Genomic DNA, 446 nt, shown 5'->3' with positions numbered 1-446 from the left:
AAGCTGAAATGGGTGCGGTTCGCCCACTCGAGACAGGTCGAGGGTCGCATCCTGAACGCCACGATCCGACGCACGGCTTCGGGCAAATACTTCGTCTCCCTTCTCGTAGAGCAGGAGATCGGTGAGCTGCCGAAGACGGGTTCATCGGTCGGCGTCGACGTCGGGCTGAAGCACTTCGCCACCCTGTCGAACGGCACGGTGTACCAAAACGACCGTTATTTCCGTACGCTCGAGAAGAAGCTGGCGCGGGAGCAACGCAAGTTGTCCCGTCGTCAGCGCATCGCCCTGAACAAGAGGGTGAGACTCTCCGAGGCGAAGAACTACCAGAAGCAGAAGCGGAAGGTCGCCCGCATCCACGAGAAGATCGCCAACAGACGCACCGACTTCCTGCACAAGGTGTCGACCGAGATCGTCAAAAACCACGACGTCATCGGCATCGAGACCCT

1 protein-coding gene is annotated in these 446 nt (G+C 59.6%); it reads left to right on the top strand.

Features of this window, described 5'->3' with window-relative positions; genetic code table 11:
* On the top strand, positions 1-446 hold a 446-nt coding region (locus KNP00_RS14110; RefSeq protein ID WP_215146301.1), incomplete at both ends, for an RNA-guided endonuclease TnpB family protein.

It is taken from the genome of Exiguobacterium qingdaonense (assembly GCF_018617855.1).
GTDB lineage: Bacteria > Bacillota > Bacilli > Exiguobacteriales > Exiguobacteriaceae > Exiguobacterium > Exiguobacterium qingdaonense.
Note: the sequence above shows the minus strand (reverse complement) of the source record. Positions and strands in the feature narration are given on the sequence as shown.